The organism is Streptomyces sp. NPDC045678 (assembly GCF_056432085.1).
This window is the reverse complement of the sequence record NZ_JBWKJS010000005.1, coordinates 92,078-105,897: the sequence shown is the minus strand read 5'-3', so window position 1 is coordinate 105,897 and position 13,820 is coordinate 92,078. Positions and strand designations below refer to the sequence as shown.

General features: G+C 68.8%; 16 protein-coding genes. 3 read left to right on the top strand and 13 right to left on the bottom strand.

Annotated features, from left to right (window positions below):
* Window positions 1-60: 60 nt before the first annotated feature.
* The 3 genes from AC07DO_RS18600 to AC07DO_RS18590 all read right to left on the bottom strand — a co-directional run bounded on the left by AC07DO_RS18600 (window position 61) and on the right by AC07DO_RS18590 (window position 1,525).
* A complete protein-coding gene (locus AC07DO_RS18600) occupies window positions 61-321 on the bottom strand; it encodes a DUF397 domain-containing protein (protein WP_479060874.1) in 261 nt (86 codons plus the stop codon).
* A 143-nt stretch (window positions 322-464) separates the two neighbouring features.
* Complete coding sequence (locus AC07DO_RS18595; protein ID WP_479060872.1) at window positions 465-662, bottom strand: DUF397 domain-containing protein; 198 nt, start codon at window positions 660-662, stop codon at window positions 465-467.
* An 11-nt stretch (window positions 663-673) separates the two neighbouring features.
* Window positions 674-1,525, bottom strand: coding sequence for a helix-turn-helix domain-containing protein (locus tag AC07DO_RS18590; protein ID WP_479060870.1), 852 nt, complete (start codon window positions 1,523-1,525; stop codon window positions 674-676).
* Window positions 1,526-1,720: 195 nt separating this feature from the next.
* On the opposite strand from AC07DO_RS18590, the gene AC07DO_RS18585 reads away from it, so the two are divergent.
* Window positions 1,721-2,155: an ATP-binding protein gene (locus AC07DO_RS18585; RefSeq protein ID WP_479060868.1), complete on the top strand. Its 435-nt coding sequence runs from the start codon at window positions 1,721-1,723 to the stop codon at window positions 2,153-2,155.
* A gap of 37 nt (window positions 2,156-2,192) precedes the next feature.
* Here the strand turns inward: AC07DO_RS18585 and AC07DO_RS18580 are convergent, their stop codons facing one another.
* The 8 genes from AC07DO_RS18580 to AC07DO_RS18545 all read right to left on the bottom strand — a co-directional run bounded on the left by AC07DO_RS18580 (window position 2,193) and on the right by AC07DO_RS18545 (window position 9,414).
* On the bottom strand, window positions 2,193-3,116 hold the full coding sequence (locus tag AC07DO_RS18580) for a hypothetical protein (RefSeq protein ID WP_479060866.1): 924 nt from the start codon (window positions 3,114-3,116) through the stop codon (window positions 2,193-2,195).
* A gap of 64 nt (window positions 3,117-3,180) precedes the next feature.
* On the bottom strand, window positions 3,181-4,071 hold the full coding sequence (locus AC07DO_RS18575) for a hypothetical protein (RefSeq protein WP_479060865.1): 891 nt from the start codon (window positions 4,069-4,071) through the stop codon (window positions 3,181-3,183).
* Window positions 4,071-4,706, bottom strand: a complete 636-nt coding sequence (locus AC07DO_RS18570) for a hypothetical protein (RefSeq protein WP_479060863.1) — start codon at window positions 4,704-4,706, stop codon at window positions 4,071-4,073. The genes AC07DO_RS18575 and AC07DO_RS18570 overlap by 1 nt, the downstream gene beginning before the upstream one ends.
* Window positions 4,707-4,798: 92 nt before the next feature.
* Complete coding sequence (locus AC07DO_RS18565) at window positions 4,799-5,989, bottom strand: enoyl-CoA hydratase/isomerase family protein (protein WP_479060861.1); 1,191 nt, start codon at window positions 5,987-5,989, stop codon at window positions 4,799-4,801.
* A gap of 1 nt (window position 5,990) precedes the next feature.
* Window positions 5,991-6,293, bottom strand: coding sequence for a hypothetical protein (locus AC07DO_RS18560; protein WP_479060860.1), 303 nt, complete (start codon window positions 6,291-6,293; stop codon window positions 5,991-5,993).
* A gap of 63 nt (window positions 6,294-6,356) precedes the next feature.
* The gene (locus AC07DO_RS18555; protein ID WP_479060858.1) at window positions 6,357-7,385 is read right to left on the bottom strand and encodes a hypothetical protein; all 1,029 of its coding nucleotides are present in this window, start codon (window positions 7,383-7,385) and stop codon (window positions 6,357-6,359) included.
* Window positions 7,382-8,050 carry a hypothetical protein gene (locus AC07DO_RS18550; RefSeq protein ID WP_479060857.1) on the bottom strand — a complete coding sequence of 223 codons (669 nt, stop codon included), beginning with the start codon at window positions 8,048-8,050 and terminating at the stop codon, window positions 7,382-7,384. The genes AC07DO_RS18555 and AC07DO_RS18550 overlap by 4 nt, the downstream gene beginning before the upstream one ends.
* A gap of 335 nt (window positions 8,051-8,385) precedes the next feature.
* Window positions 8,386-9,414 (bottom strand): SGNH/GDSL hydrolase family protein, encoded by a 1,029-nt coding sequence (locus AC07DO_RS18545; protein ID WP_479061587.1) that lies wholly within the window; start codon window positions 9,412-9,414, stop codon window positions 8,386-8,388.
* Between the two features lie 155 nt (window positions 9,415-9,569).
* Between AC07DO_RS18545 and AC07DO_RS18540 the strand changes: the two genes are divergently transcribed.
* Window positions 9,570-10,961 (top strand): cystathionine beta-synthase, encoded by a 1,392-nt coding sequence (locus AC07DO_RS18540; RefSeq protein ID WP_479060856.1) that lies wholly within the window; start codon window positions 9,570-9,572, stop codon window positions 10,959-10,961.
* Window positions 10,962-11,600: 639 nt separating this feature from the next.
* Here the strand turns inward: AC07DO_RS18540 and AC07DO_RS18535 are convergent.
* Window positions 11,601-12,440 carry a helix-turn-helix transcriptional regulator gene (locus AC07DO_RS18535; protein ID WP_479060854.1) on the bottom strand — a complete coding sequence of 280 codons (840 nt, stop codon included), beginning with the start codon at window positions 12,438-12,440 and terminating at the stop codon, window positions 11,601-11,603.
* 171 nt (window positions 12,441-12,611) lie between these two features.
* Between AC07DO_RS18535 and AC07DO_RS18530 the strand changes: the two genes are divergently transcribed.
* The gene (locus AC07DO_RS18530; RefSeq protein ID WP_479060852.1) at window positions 12,612-13,373 is read left to right on the top strand and encodes an SDR family oxidoreductase; all 762 of its coding nucleotides are present in this window, start codon (window positions 12,612-12,614) and stop codon (window positions 13,371-13,373) included.
* Between the two features lie 22 nt (window positions 13,374-13,395).
* Here the strand turns inward: AC07DO_RS18530 and AC07DO_RS18525 are convergent, their stop codons facing one another.
* Entirely contained in the window at window positions 13,396-13,815 is a 420-nt protein-coding gene (locus AC07DO_RS18525; protein WP_479060851.1) for a hypothetical protein, read from the bottom strand.
* Window positions 13,816-13,820: the final 5 nt, after the last annotated feature.

The following is a 13,820-nucleotide window of genomic DNA, read 5'->3' as shown; positions in this document are numbered from 1 at the left end:
CCACTCAGGGGCGTGGGGAACTGCGCGGCAGGCCCCCACCGGGCGGTAGGTGAGCGGTGGCTACGCCCCCTCCACACCTTCCACGAAGTGGTCGAACTCGCCTGCCTGTACGCCGAGTACGAAGGCGTCCCACTTCTTGCGGGTGGTCGTGACGACGTTGTCCGGGTCGCTGGTCTCGCGGAGGTAGACGGCGTCGTCGTCCGTGCCGAAGGCGATCTCGATCCAGGGCCCTGGGCCCTCGGCGTCCTCGGGCGCGGCGCGGGTCCAGTCGAGGTCGGTGGGGATACGGGGGGTACGGGGGGTACGGGAGGTCTCGGTCATGGCTTGGGTCTGCGCCTTCTCTTCGTCTGTGGGGCGGGGCCGCGGAGGTATGTACGTCCTCGCCATCCCGGCGCGGGGCCTCGGACCGGGCACCCCCGGAGCGTGGCTCACCGTGCTCCGGGCGCACATACCTCCACGTCCCCTCAGGCCGTCTCGGCGTCCGCGCGCCGCTTCGTGGTGCGGAGCAGCGCGGCGAAGGCCGTGGGGGACGTGTTGAGTATCGCTCGGGTGGGGTCGCTGCTCTCGGCGAGTTTGACCGTGCCGGTCGCTGTCGCTGTGACGTGGACGCAGGAGTCGCCCTCGCCGCAGTAGGAGGACTTCTGCCACGTGAACACGGTCATCTCGGTTCCCTTCACAAGGTCTGGGCGATGCTGCGGATGAGGTCTTGCGACTTCTCGGCCGGGAGCGCTTTGGCCTCCATGCGCTCCAGGAGTACGCGGTACTTGGAGAGCTGGGCCTCGGCATCGAGGAACACGGGGCCGTGCGACTGGTCCAGGTGGACGGTGTCGAGTCGAGGGACGGAGCCACCGGAGTAGAAGAGGGACTGTCCCGATCCCGGAAAGGAACCGGCGGCGAAAGGGAGCACCTGGATCGTGACATGCTCCCGCTCGCTCATCTCCAGTAGATGCTGCAACTGCCTCTTGGTTACGTCAGGTCCGCCGAACTGCATCCGGAGGGCGGCCTCGTGGATGATCGCCCGGTACGGCGTCGGCGGGTCTCGGAAGAGGACCGCTTGCCGCTTGATGCGGAACGACACCCGGTGTTCCACCTCTGGGGGCGGGAGCTCGGGGACGACCTGGAGGAACAGTTCGCGGGCGTGGTCGGTGGTCTGGAGCAGGCCAGGAATGTGCGCGGTGATGGCGGTACTCAGGTGCGTGGCGTGGTGCTCGACCTCGGCCAGGTCCAACAGCCCGGCGGGCAGGATCTCGCGGTACTCCTCCCACCAGCCGCGCGTGCGGTCCTCGGCCATGTAGACCAGGGCGTCGACGAATTCCTGGTCAGAGCAGTCGTAGCTGCACGCCATCGCGCGGATGCGGGCCGCGCTCACCCCAAAGCGCGCGGTCTCGACGTTGCTGAGCTGCCCCTGGCTTGTCCCGAGGACACGCGCGGCCTCGGTGGCGGTCATGCCCGCATGCTCGCGGAGCCGCCGAAGTTCAGTGGCGACCCGGATGCGGCGGACCGTCGGCGCTGACCTTCCGGCCATGCAACTCCTCCTAGAGGCAGCTCAGTTCGTCACTCACACGGGGGATTGTGCACTGCATTCCATGGAATGGGTGCAAATTATATTTGCGCGCCCTTAGCCTGTGTCTCAGGCCACTCGCCCGGAAGTACCCCGCTCGCCGGAGCGGCACCGTCACTGGGCAACGCCGTTCAACTCCCCACCATGAAGGGCCGTTCCATGACAACCGTAGTCCCGCCCTGGACCTACACCCTCCAACTCCCCCACGATCCCCGCGCCCCGGGGATCGGCCGCGCCACCCTCCGCGCGGTCCTCGAGACGTACGGGCTCGGGGAGCTCACCCCCACCGCCGAACTCCTCGCGGGGGAACTCCTGAACAACGCGCACTGCCACACCGACGGCCCCTACGCCCTCCGCCTCCGCTCCTCCTCCCCGGAGGGGATCCGCGTGGCCGTGTGGGACTCCAATCCGCAGATCCCACCCGGGTTCGGAAAGGACGGCCGTGACGACGACCGCCGACCGCCGGAGACGGCGGAGGGCGGGCGGGGGCTGCACATCGTGCGGGCCTGCGCGGACAGTTGGGGGTCCTATGCCATGGGGGCGGGGGACGCGGGGAAGTTGTTGTGGGCCGAGGTCACGCCGAGTTCCCCGTGACGGGAGGGACGCTGCGCGCTCGCGCAGCCGCTGCCGCTTAGAGATCCCCTTGTCTGATCGCGCCGCGTCGTCCCCGCTTGCTCATGTGCAAGTGGCTCTTCTCGATCCCGTACTTGGCACTGACGGGTGCGGTCGTACTCACTTCGATCAGGAACCGGCCGCTCGGTCGACGGGTGACCACGGGGGTCACATCTGGGTCCCTGGCGGTGACCGACGCGGCGTACCGCTCGACGTACTTGCGCTGGCGTGGCGTCATCTCGGCGAGCGGCATCAGCTCGGTGGGATGGGCGAGATGGCGCAGCACCGTCCAGCCGTACCGCGCGGCAGGCGGCGCGAGTCGGCACCACGAACCGTCGGTGAAGCGGATCTTTGCCTCGCCCCAGACCTTGCTGTAGGTCATGCGTTCCACCCGGGCGATGTGCTGCCGGTCGATCTCCCAGAGGGTTTCGTCCTGGCCGGGGTTGTCGTTGGGGAAGCCGACGATGACGACGCGGCGGTCGGTGACGATGCAGTGTGTCCGGTAGTCGGCCGGGCGTCGGGCTGGGTCGAGCTGCCAAGGCAGGGTGCGGGCGAGGGAGCCGGGGACGCCCCACATGACGGGGAAGTCGTCGACCTCGTTCTCGGGCTCGCGCGGGCGGCCAGGGTCTTTGCTGCTGCCTGGCCCGGCGCCTCCCAGGCCATCCAGGAGCACCCCGAGGGCGATCACGACGACGGCGATCAGGGCGCCGAGCCCGAAGCGTCCGGCTCTGCGGGCGGTGCTACGGCGCGGTGGAGGCGGACCGGGAGTATAGGACGGGCCCTCGGGCCAACCGGCTTGTACGGTCAGCGCGTTCTGTACGTCCTTGCGCTCGGTGTCGCGGAACCAGCGCATGCCGGATACGGCGGGCGCCGTGCCGCTCGCGAACTCGGCGGCGTCGCGGGCGAGGAGGGTCTCGCCGGGGGCTGGCTGCCATGGTGCCATGCGGGGTCGGCTCCTTCTCGGCTCGGAAACAGCGGAAGCGGTGGCTCTCCGGCGAACTGCTGCTTCACAGATCGCCAGGGGCCGGTTCTGCTGGCTGTCCCGAGTCGTCCATCAGGATCGAGTGGGTCTCGAAGAGGCCCGACCCGGCTTTCACCGGGACACGCGACTCGACCAGCGTGACGCCACTGCGTAGACGGCTGTACGTCGGCGGGTGAGCCGTCTTCGGGAGGTCGGCCATGAATCGTGCTACTCGGGCGCGCTGCCCCTCGGGCAACTCGCTCTCCGTGAGCATGCGGACGGTGCCACCGAGTACCTGCCCGAGCCTTTCGGCATTGTCCGGATTGCCGACGGACAATCTCACCCAGGAGTCGTCGGTGAACGTGACGCGCACATCCGCGTTGACCTCGCTGAACTTCATGCGACGGACCTCGGCGACGGTGTCGCGTGCGAACTCACCAAGGATCTCGGCTTTCTCCAGGCTCCCCTTACGGGTTGCGAGGAAGAGCAGCCGGCGGTCTGTCAGGACCAGATCGGTCACACAGTCCTCGGGGCGCCGTCCGGGATCGAGCTGCCAGGGGACGGTCCTGGCGAGGCTGCCGGGCGCAGCCCACATGACGGGGAAGTCGTGCACCTCGTTCTCGGGTTCGTCCGGTTTGCCCCGGCCCGGAACGTCTCCCAGCGGAGTGCCCGAGGCTCCTCCGAGGTTCGCGATGAGGTTCGCGACCAGCGGGATGCCGACCAGCAGAGCGCGACCGGTACGACGGGCCGCTTTGTCCCCGGCGGAACGCAGCTGGTACGTCGGTCCTGGTGGCCAGCCGGGCAACTCGGCCTGTACGTCACGACGTTCGGGGTCGCGGAACCAGCGTGAGCCCGAGACGGCCGGTGCCAGGCCGGTGGCGAACCTGGCCGACGTGCGCAGGAGCAACTGCTCATCGGAGTTCGGGTACCAGTCCATCAGTGCGTCGCCTCCCTCTGAGGGTCGCGGACACCGTGTCGTCCTTCATCTGAGTCAGTGGGAAACGCCACGGATCCGACGATGCCAGCGACGGCATGGGTGAATTCCTCCCACTGTTCCATGGACGCCGTATCCAGAGTGACTACTGCCGTGTACGGGCCGTTCCCGAAGGGGATGTGCACCTGAAACTGGCCCATCACCAGTTCCTCGTCATTGCCGCTCTGGGTGTACTGGCCGTCAATGAGGAGGCGTCGGGCGGAGATCGACGACACTGCGGGGCCGCAAGGCAGGTCGAGCCACGTCACGTCGTGCAGGGGGTCGGCGCCGAGGGCGGCCCGAATTCCCTGGGCCACGACCTCTTGATCGACGGCACCGGATTCGAAGACCGACAACGTGAGGGAGCAATGCGCGACGCCGCCGCCGTCGATCTCGTACAGGCCGATGCCGAAGAAGGCGACACCGTCGGCCAGCATTCCGTCGGCTGTCTCGCTGTACAGCATGCTCATGGCTTCCCAGAGCGGCTCGTCGCCGTTCGGGTATATGTCGCGCACGAGTTGCCGGACGGCCTCCGCGCGTTCGTCAGCGTCGAGAGAGACCTCGATGGCATGCATGCCTTCGGGGAGGTCGAACGTCATGGGCGGCAGCGAGACTCCCTCAACTGAGAGAACCCGCTCGGCTGTGCCGTCGGAGCCACTGGGTGGGCCGAGACTGTTCATTGCGCTTGCTCTCAGTTCCCGTAGTCGGTGTGCGCGATGGTGTAGCCCTTGTAGCCGGTCAGGCCGGTCTTGATGGCAGCATCCAAGGCGCGGCCACCATGGCTCATGGGAGCGATCAGTTCATCGCTCTTGACGAACGGAAGCTTCGAGCCGAGGGCGTTGACTGTCTTCGTGCCGGCCAGCTGCCCCCCTCTGAAGTTCTGCAGACCGCTCTCCGCGGCAAGCCTCAGGCGGCTGCCGCCCTCTCCGAGTTTGACGACAGGCGTGGCCTTCAGCGGCCCGAAGAGCTTGTACGCCTTGCCGATGCTCGTCACCCCGCGATAGCCGGAGCCGAGCTTGGCGGCACGTGCTGCGGCATTGCCGCCCTTGGCCAGCGCAGCCCCTCCGATGAGTCCCTTGACGCCAGGAAGGGCACCGAGTGCATCAAAGGTGAGGGACGTCCAACTGACGTCCGCTCCGGCCGCCATGGCCGTCAAGTGGGTCAGAAGTGCTGCTCCGCTGGTCACCATGGCAGCGGCGGCGAAGATGGCTCCTAGAGGTTCGAAGGGGGCGGTGATGATGGCCAGGACGCCGAGGGCATTACTGACCAGGCTCAGAGCGTCGCCGATCGCCTTGATCATGTCGGCGTGTTCCTTGAACCACTCTCCAGTGGCGTCCCATGCCTCAGCGAGCCCCTTGCCCAGCTTGTCCCAGAAGCCGGGCTCGTCCGGGGCGATGTCGCTCGCCTTGTCGAGTTCCTTGCTGATCGCTCCGGCCGCTTTGGCGTAGCGGTCCTCCAGGTCGTGGACCTGGGCGATGACCTCGTCGACGTCGCCCGAGGCCTTTCCGCTCTCCTTGCTGTTGGGCTTCGCCTCAGAGCGGGCGTCCAGTTTTTCGCCGGCCTTCTTCTCGAGGCGGTCTGTCTCGTCCTGGAAGTCCTTGAGTTCCCTGGCCCACCGGTACAGCGCGCGCGACGCCTTGTCGAAGGATTCGTGGCTCTTGCGGATGAGTGGGGTGACGTCCTCGCCGATGTACTCGGTGAACGCGAGCGCCGCCTTGCCCTTCCAGGCGCCGCACTCGATGCGTTCCAGGTCCCGGACCGCAGTGCCCAGTTCACCTGCGAGGCCGCCGAGTTTCTTCGCCAGGTCGCGGGTGTCCTCGACGTTTCCGGGGGTGGGGTCCCAGCCTATGTTCGGGAGCGCGGGGCGCTTGGTGCCGCTCACGCTACTTGCTCTTCTTCTTGGCGGACTTGAGGGATTCGGCGAGGGCCTGGTCGAGTTTGCTGAATTCCTCGTCGATCTTGTTGATCATCTTGACGGCGCCCTCGGTGTGCTTGCCGAGCTGCTTGACGCCGTAGCCCCACTCGTCGGCGAACTCGTGTACGTCCTCGATGAGTTTTTCGGCCCCGACGACCGACCCGTCGGTGTTCTTGAGGGTTCTGCGTGCGGCGTCCATGCGGTCGCTGACCGAGGAGAAGGTCTTCTTGAGGTCTTCGAAGATCGTCCCGTCGAGGCGGAGGTCGCTCATGTCGGTGTCCGGGTTCCCTGGGTGGTCGTGGTCGTGGTCGTGGTCGCGGTATGTGGTCAGCGGTCAGCGGTTGACGGACTGGATTTCGCGTACGTCGACGTCCTGCGTCGTACCGAACTCGCCGGGGGGCAGTTCGCCACCCGGTTCAGTGGTGCTCTTCCAGGTGACCCGCCACGTGAGGGTGGCCCCGAGTTCGTACGGGGTGTCTGCGGAGGAGCGCAGGTAGCGCAGGCCGCACGGCGGGTCTGTGTCCCCCGGAGTTCCCTTGGCACGCGGCTTGCCGATCCGGCCGTCGTCCCCGATCGGGCACTCGCCGGATGACGGGTACGTCTCGGCGTCCGGCGTTCCCGGGTCGATCTTCAGGGAGACGGGCTCGGCGGTCGTCGTCGCGGAGAGGCCCGTTCCCGGCAGGCTCGCGGTCACCGAGATCTTCTTGAACCTGGCCTTGTCCAACCACACCCAGGTCGGCAGATTGACCTTCGTCTCGCCCTCGGGGGCCATCTTGATCTCCGTGTCGGGGACCGGGATCTGGCCGTAGGCGTACTCGGCGAGGACCTTGGGGGAGACCGCGAGCGGCTCCTTGGGCGGCTCGCCCTTGGGCACCCAGAACGGCATCCTGTCGCAGGCCTGGGCCTCTGGCTCGTCCTTGCGCTTCTCGTCGACCGCGGCCGCCCAGAACTGTCCCTCGCCCTGCTTGTCGAGGTTGTAGTTCTTGTAGGGGCGGCCCTCCTTGAAGTACGAGTCGAAGATCCCGCCGACAAGGTCGCCGATGCCGAGGATTCCGATCTGCCGGATCGCCTTGACCGAGGCCTGGATCTCCTTCGGGGAGTACGCCGGTTCGTACCAGCAGGCGGGCGGATTCCAGTTGCTGTTGGCCGGGGTGAGCGTGCCGGTCTTCGCGGACCTGGGGCTGCCTTCGACCGTCGTCTGTACCTTCGTCTCGACGGTGAGGTGCTGGTCCTGGCGATCACCTTTCGCGCTGCCGAGGGCGGCGCCGGGATTCTTGTCACCGGCATGCGCAGGGGCGACAGTCGCCGCCGCTGCCAGGACGAGGCCAGAAACGATCAGGGTGCGGAACTGGGTCCGCTTCACCGCCCGCACTTCTCCGACCCCTCATCCGAGATGATTCGGACCGCCTGCCATACGCCCTCCGAGTTCTTCTCCATACGGGTGTTGTAGAAGGTGAAGTCGTTCGAGTCGTCCGAGTCGCCTGATCTGTCGACCTTGCCGGTCTTGCGGTCCTTGCTGTAGGCCTTCGTGTCGTCACCGCAGTACGTCACCGCGGCCGCACTCCCCTTGAGGAAGGTGACCTCACGGTTGAAGTACCTGGTTTCGCCGACCCACGTCGTGTTGGCCTTGTAGAACGACTCGACGTACCGACCCGCACTGAGTAGGGCGTCGCCCTTCGAGTAGAACTTCAGCGCAGGGTGGTCCTCGGCGTGGACTGTGATGGCTTCGTCGATGGAATCGAGCATCCGCTCGTGATCGGCGAGCACCGCATCCTTCTCCGGGTCCCCGGTCGTCCCGCCCCCCTCGAAGACGTTCTTCACGTCCTTGGGCAGCTTGATCTGCGGGCGGTCGATCCCGTCGTCCGACGCCTTCGGGGACGGCGACTCCTTCTTCTTGCCGCCCGAGTCCGAGTCGGCGCCCGCGATCTTGTCCGTGGAGTCGCCGTCACCCCCTCCGCACGCCGAGAGCGAGAGGAGCGCGGCGGCGGTCATGGCGGCCGCTGCGAGCAGGGTGGGACGGCGGTTCACGTACGGCTCCCGAGGGGCGAGGGTTCTCTGGAGTGAACCAAGCTATCCAGGAGGGGTGGAGGGCACCAGCGGCAGGGGCGCCGGGCGAGGGCATAGATGGGCGCATACCGGCAGAGTTGGGGCGGTCTTTGATCACTCTTGGCTCGTATGTGTCGCGCACCGCTATGAGTCGGGAACCGGGCGACGATCTCGGAGAGCAAATCAGAGCTTGTTTCGGGTGGTGGTCGTGCCGGGGCGGTCCTCCTGCGCAGTTCGTTCCGTTGCGAGCAAGGCGGCCCGCCGTACCGGACGCGCCATTCTCTGACCTCGTGCAGGGGGCGCGGGCAATCCTCGAGTCAGTGGGAGAGGGAGGACGGGGTCGGGGGATGGATGCGGCGGCGGCGCCGGCGTTTGAGGAGGGCCCACGGGCCGCGGGGGCCTGTCGGCATCGCGGCCGTGACCTCCGTGCCGCCTTCCGAGGCCGCCTGAGCCGCCGCCCTGGCCACCGGCAGGAAACCCTCGCGGCGCGAGACGTCGGGGCGGTCCTCCTCGGGCCACAGGCCGAGCGCGGCGCACAACGTGGGGAGCACCGCCATCGCCGCGGTCGCGTACCCCTCCGCGGAGGGGTGGTAGCGGTCGGGGCCGAACAGTTCCCGGGGGTGTGCCGCGAACTCGGGGCCCAGGAGGTCGCCCAGCGACACCGTCCGGCCGCCCTGCTCGACCACCCCGATCGTCTGCGCCGCGGCCAGCTGCCGCGAGACACGGCGGGCCAGCCACCGCAGCGGCTGGTAGACGTTCTCGACCGTGCCCAGGTCGGGACACGTGCCGACCACCACCTCCGAACCGGCCGTACGGAGCCTGCGTACCGCGGAGGACAGATGCCGCACCGACCGCGTCGGCGGCATCCGGTGCGTCACGTCGTTCGCGCCGATCATGATGACGCAGACGTCCGGCACCCAGGAGGGGTCCGAGAGGATCAGCGTCACCTGGCGGTCCAGGTCGTCCGACTGGGCACCCGGCAGCGCCACGTTCCGAAGATCGACCGGCCGCTCGGCGACCGCCGCGAGCCCGGAGGCGAGCAGCGCCGCCGGGGTCTGCCTGGCCCGGTGCACGCCCTGCCCCGCCGCCGTGGAGTCCCCGAGCATCGCGAACCGCACCGGTTCCGCGTGCGTGGGCCGCGCGGCCTCCGCGGCGAACGCCCCGCCGTAGCGCCCGTCGGCCCGTGGCGGATCCACGTGCCCGTTGCCCACCGTCCGCTTCGCCAGCTGCACCTCGGCGAGCACCACGCCCACCGTGGCGGCCCCGAGCAGCCCGATGCCTCCGCCGCCGTACGCCGCGCCCGCGGCGATCCGCCGCGCCACCCTCGCCCTCGACATGCCCTGCAGCCACCTCCTCGTGCCGTACCGGTTCGTACGGCCGTACATCCACTCATTGCCCCGTAAGCACGGTCGGCCAATCGCAAGCGGAGGTGAACGGATGAGCCGGACCCTTAGGCTGACCGCACCAATTCGTCGCACTACATCGCAGCCCGGAGACAACGGTGCAATTCCACGACTCGATGATCAGCCTCGTCGGCAACACCCCGCTGGTGAGACTCAACAACGTGACCGCGGGCATCCAGGCGACCGTCCTGGCCAAGGTCGAGTACTTCAACCCCGGCGGTTCCGTGAAGGACCGCATCGCGCTGCGCATGATCGAGGCGGCCGAACAGAGCGGGGAGCTGAAGCCCGGCGGCACCATCGTCGAGCCCACCTCAGGGAACACCGGGGTCGGTCTCGCCATCGTGGCCCAGCAGAAGGGCTACAAGTGCATCTTCGTCTGCCCGGACAAGGTGTCCCTCGACAAGATCAACGTGCTGCGCGCGTACGGCGCCGATGTGGTGGTCTGCCCGACCGCCGTCGACCCCGAGCACCCGGATTCGTACTACAACGTCTCCGACCGGCTCGTGCGCGAGACGCCCGGCGCCTGGAAGCCCGACCAGTACAGCAACCCGAACAACCCCCTCTCCCACTACCACTCCACCGGCCCCGAGCTGTGGGAGCAGACGGAGGGGAAGATCACCCACTTCGTGACGGGCATCGGGACCGGCGGCACGATCTCCGGTACGGGCGGCTATCTGAAGGAGATCTCCAAGGGCGCCGTCACCGTCGTCGGTGCCGACCCCGAGGGGTCCGTGTACTCGGGCGGGTCCGGGCGGCCCTACCTCGTCGAGGGCGTCGGTGAGGACTTCTGGCCGACGGCGTACGACCGCAACGTCACCGACGAGATCATCGCCGTGTCCGACAAGGACTCCTTCCAGATGACGCGGCGGCTCGCCAAGGAGGAGGGGCTCCTCGTCGGCGGGTCCTGCGGCATGGCCGTCGTGGCGGCGCTGCGGGTCGCGGAGCGGCTCGGTCCGGACGACGTGGTGGTCGTCCTGCTGCCGGACAGCGGGCGCGGCTACATGAGCAAGATCTTCAGCGACGAGTGGATGAACGACTACGGCTTCCTGGAGGAGGCCGGCGACCAGCCGCGCGTCAGCGACGTGCTGAGCCGCAAGGAGGGCGGCGAGCTGCCCTCGCTCGTCCACATGCACCCCGAGGAGACGGTGGGGGAGGCGATCGAGGTCCTTCGCGAGTACGGCGTCTCGCAGATGCCGATCGTCAAGCCGGGCGCGGGGCATCCCGACGTCATGGCGGCGGAGGTCATCGGGTCGGTCGTCGAACGCGAGCTGCTCGACGCGTTGTTCGCGCAGCGGGCGTCGCTCTCCGATCCGCTGGAGAAGCACATGTCGGACCCGCTGCCGCAGGTCGGCTCCGGTGAGCCGGTCGCCGACCTGATGTCGGTGCTGGGCAGGGCCGACGCGGCGATCGTGCTGGTCGAGGGGAAGCCGACGGGTGTGGTGAGCCGTCAGGACCTGCTCGCGTTCCTCGCGGAGCAGCAGTCGCAGTAACGGCAGTCGCAGTAACGGCGGTCGCAGTAACGGCAGGCGCAGTAACGGCAGTCGCAGTAACGCGGGTGGCACGAGGACGTCATGTGCGCGCAGCACCTGCTTAACACGGTGCGGGCATGCTGGTGGTTGTCGGCGTCAGGAACTCCGGAGCGGCTCCCGGGTCCGTGGACGCCTGGGCGCGGCCGGTTCTGACCCGGTGCGTTGTCCCGCGCGGGGGGTCGCCGTCGTCCCGCCCCCTGGACACCCGGGGGTGCGGCGGCCCCCCGTGGTGACGACCCCTCCGCGGGGTAGCTGTTTTCGCCTGCGGGGCGGTGGGGGTTGCTCGCGCAGTTCCCCGCGCCCCTGGGGTGGTCTGGTCGACGTTTGGTTTTGTCTGCGGGCCGGTGGGGGGTGCTCGCGCAGTTCCCCGCGCCCCTGGGGGTGGTTGCCGTGCGGCTTCGTCTGCGGGGCGTCGTGGGCTTGTCGCGCAGTTCCTCGCGCCCCTGGGTAGGCCTGCCTGGTGTCTTACTGGAGGTGCCCCGTACGGGCGGTGCCGGTGGGCTTTCAGGGGCGCGGGGAACTGCGCGAGCAACCCCCGCCGACCCGCAGACGGCGACGGGCATGCGGCCCCGGGCCCGGGGGGCGGGCTGTCGGCAGTGGTCAGGCGTTTGCGTGCTCGGGTGGTGGTGGGGCCGTCCAGCTGGAGAGTAGGGACAGGCGGTCCGCGGATTCGGAGCCGGGCGTCGGCGTGTAGACGACCATCAGGTGGTCCGGATCGGCGGGCAGGGTCAGCGTTTCGTAGGGGAGGACCAGTTCGCCCACCACGGGGTGGTTGATGCGTTTGACGCCGTGCGTCTTCTCCTTCACCTCGTGGTCCGCCCACAGACGGCGGAAGGCTTCGCTCCTCACGCTCAGCTCGCCCACCAGGGCGGACAGTTCCGCGTCCGCGGGGAAGCGCGCCGCGTCCAGGCGAAGGTAGGCGACCGTTTCCGCCGCCACCGACTCCCATTCCGGGTAGCAGTCACGCCCGGGAGCATCGAGGAAGACCTGGCGGGGGATGTTGCGCTCCGCCGGGGCCAGGCGGGAGAAGCCGTTGAGCGCGTCGGCCATGGCGTTCCACGCGAGGACGTCCATGCGGCGGCCGAAGACGAACGCCGGCGCCCGGTCGATGCTGTCGAGCAGCAGCCGCAGCCCGGGGCGGACGGTCCTGCCGGTACGAGCGCGGGCCTGCCGAGGACGCGCCACCGTACGCAGGTACGCGTGTTCCGTCTCGTCAAGACGCAACGCACGCGCGACGGAGTCGAGCACCGCGTCCGACACCGACGAACCCCGGCCCTGTTCGAGGCGGATGTAGTAGTCCACGCTCACGCCCGCCAGCTGCGCGACCTCCTCCCGGCGCAACCCGGGCACGCGCCGCCTGCCGTACGCGGTGAGGCCCACGTCGGCGGGCTGAATGCGGGCACGCCGTGAGCGAAGGAAGTCTCCGAGGTCACCGTCCATGCGTTCGATCCTAGGTCGCGCGGACGTTGCCATCCTGGTACTGGCGGACCCAGGAAAAGCGCAGCCCTGGGTAGTGGGGAGCGGGCGGTCGAGGGTGGGGGAGGCGGGGCGTCGAGGTCACTCCTCGGACACACCGACTCCCCCCACCCCTACTCGTACAGGAGATCATTTATGTCGTACGCCACCCTCAAGGACCGCACCGCCCTCATCACCGGCGCCGCCAGCGGCATCGGCGAAGCCGCGGCCCGGCTCCTTGCCGCCCACGGCGCGCGCGTCGTCCTGCTCGCCCGCCGCACGGATCGGCTCGAAGAGCTGGCCGGCACCATCCGGGCGGACGGCGGCCACGCACTCGCCGTCACCGCCGACGTCACCGACCAGGCATCCGTGGACGCCGCCGCCGAGCGCACCCACGCGACGTACGGCCGCGTCGACCTCGTGGTGAACTCGGCGGGTGTGATGCTGCCGAACCCCGTCACCGAGGCCCGTACCGACGAGTGGCAGCGGATGCTGGACACGAACGTGTCCGGCGCGCTGCGTGTCATCGGCGCCTTCACGCCGGACCTGATCGCGGCGGCCGCGGAGGGCGGGGCCGCGGACCTCGTCAACATCTCCTCGATCGGCGCGCACATCCCGTTCACCAACTACGCGGTGTACGGGGCCACGAAGGCGGCGCTGACCCATCTGTCGGAGTGCCTGCGCACCGAGCTCGGGCCGCGCGACGTGCGCGTCACCAACGTCGAGCCGGGCTTCACGGACACCGAGCTGCGGGGGCACATAGCCAATGCCGAGCTCAGCGGGGAGCTCGAAGGGATGTTCGGAGCCGTCGGCTCGCTGGATTCGGAGGACATCGCGGATCTGATCGCGTACGCGGCCAGCCGCCCGCGCCACGTCAACCTGCGCCAGCTGATCGTGCTCCCCACGCGGCAGGCGTGAGGCCCCCGTGCGGGGAGCGGTCTCAGTCGTCCCACTCCGACTTGCGGTCCTCGCGCCTGCGGCCGAAGGACAGGCCGCGGAACGAGGTGACCGCGTTCACGCCCACGATCCCCGCCCAGCACACGAAGAGCCCGGTCAGTCCCGCGTTGACCACGGCGATCGCGGAGAGCGGGATCGCGAGGATCAGCGAGATGACGGCGAACCCGAAGCGCTCGCCCCAGGAGTCGATTCCGCTCGCGGGGGAGCGGGTGCCGCGGGCGACCACCATCTGCTGCTCCGCCAGATGGCGTCGCATGCGGCGGTCGACCGTGCCGTCCAGGCGTTGCTCGATCTTCCCGAGGAACGAGTCGACCAAGGCGGAGTCGTACTCTTCGCCGAGCTCTCTGCGGGCGTGCAGAGTGGCGTCGAGTTCCTTCTTGAGTTCGGCGTCACGGGCTTCCATACCGG